The organism is Kribbella pittospori (assembly GCF_004331465.1).
In the GTDB taxonomy this organism is placed as follows: domain Bacteria; phylum Actinomycetota; class Actinomycetes; order Propionibacteriales; family Kribbellaceae; genus Kribbella; species Kribbella pittospori.
Map to the genome: position 1 here is coordinate 1 of NZ_SJKB01000057.1, position 697 is coordinate 697.

Consider the following 697-nt stretch of genomic DNA (forward strand, 5'->3'; position numbering starts at 1 on the left):
TCGACCAGGGTGGCGGCGGGGAGGTGGGCTCGCAACTGCGGGAACTGCTCGGTCTCCTCGTCCTGAATGTGGTCGACGAGTACCTGTTGCAGTTGCCGGAGCGTGTCCTCGAACTCGGTGGTTCCCGCGTCCGCGCTCTCGAGTTGCTTCATGAGCGTCTCGAGTTCCTTGTGCTCCTTGGTGTCGTGCTCGACAGCCTGAACGCCGTCGGGGAGGTGGTCGCGCATCGCGGGGTAGACGTACATCTCCTCGGCGACCGAGTGCCTGACCAGTTCCGCGATGAGCTGATCGGTCAGGTCCCGCCGTTCGTCGGCGTCGCTGGATGTGCTGATCTGGTTCGTGAGTTCCCGGACCTCCCTGTGGTCCTCCGTCAAAACGTCGATCACGTCCTGGTCGGTGCTGCCGCCGGTTGAAGCCATCAGCTTCTCCTTTGTCCGTGGGGATGATGCCGCGCCGGTACCCCTCTCTGGACCGTGAATGCTCCTGAGGCTGTACCGTTCGCAGGCCAGCGCGTTGCCGGTGTTCGGTGATCAGCTCTTCGCTGCTGCCTTGCCGCCCTTGCGGCCGGCCTTCTTCTTCTGAGCGGTGGTGCCGCCCTGGCTGCTGTTGCCGCCCTTGCCGCTCTTACCGCCGTGCTCGCTCGACTTCGAGGAGTTGGCGATCTTCGCCGCGCGCTGTTTCGACATCCCCTTGTCCT

General features: G+C 64.4%; 1 protein-coding gene. It reads right to left on the reverse strand.

Annotated elements, in window-relative coordinates:
* Positions 1-419, reverse strand: a 419-nt coding sequence (locus E0H73_RS45600; RefSeq protein WP_131367567.1) for a hemerythrin domain-containing protein, incomplete at its 3' end; no start/stop codon positions are given.
* Positions 420-697 lie beyond the last annotated feature (278 nt).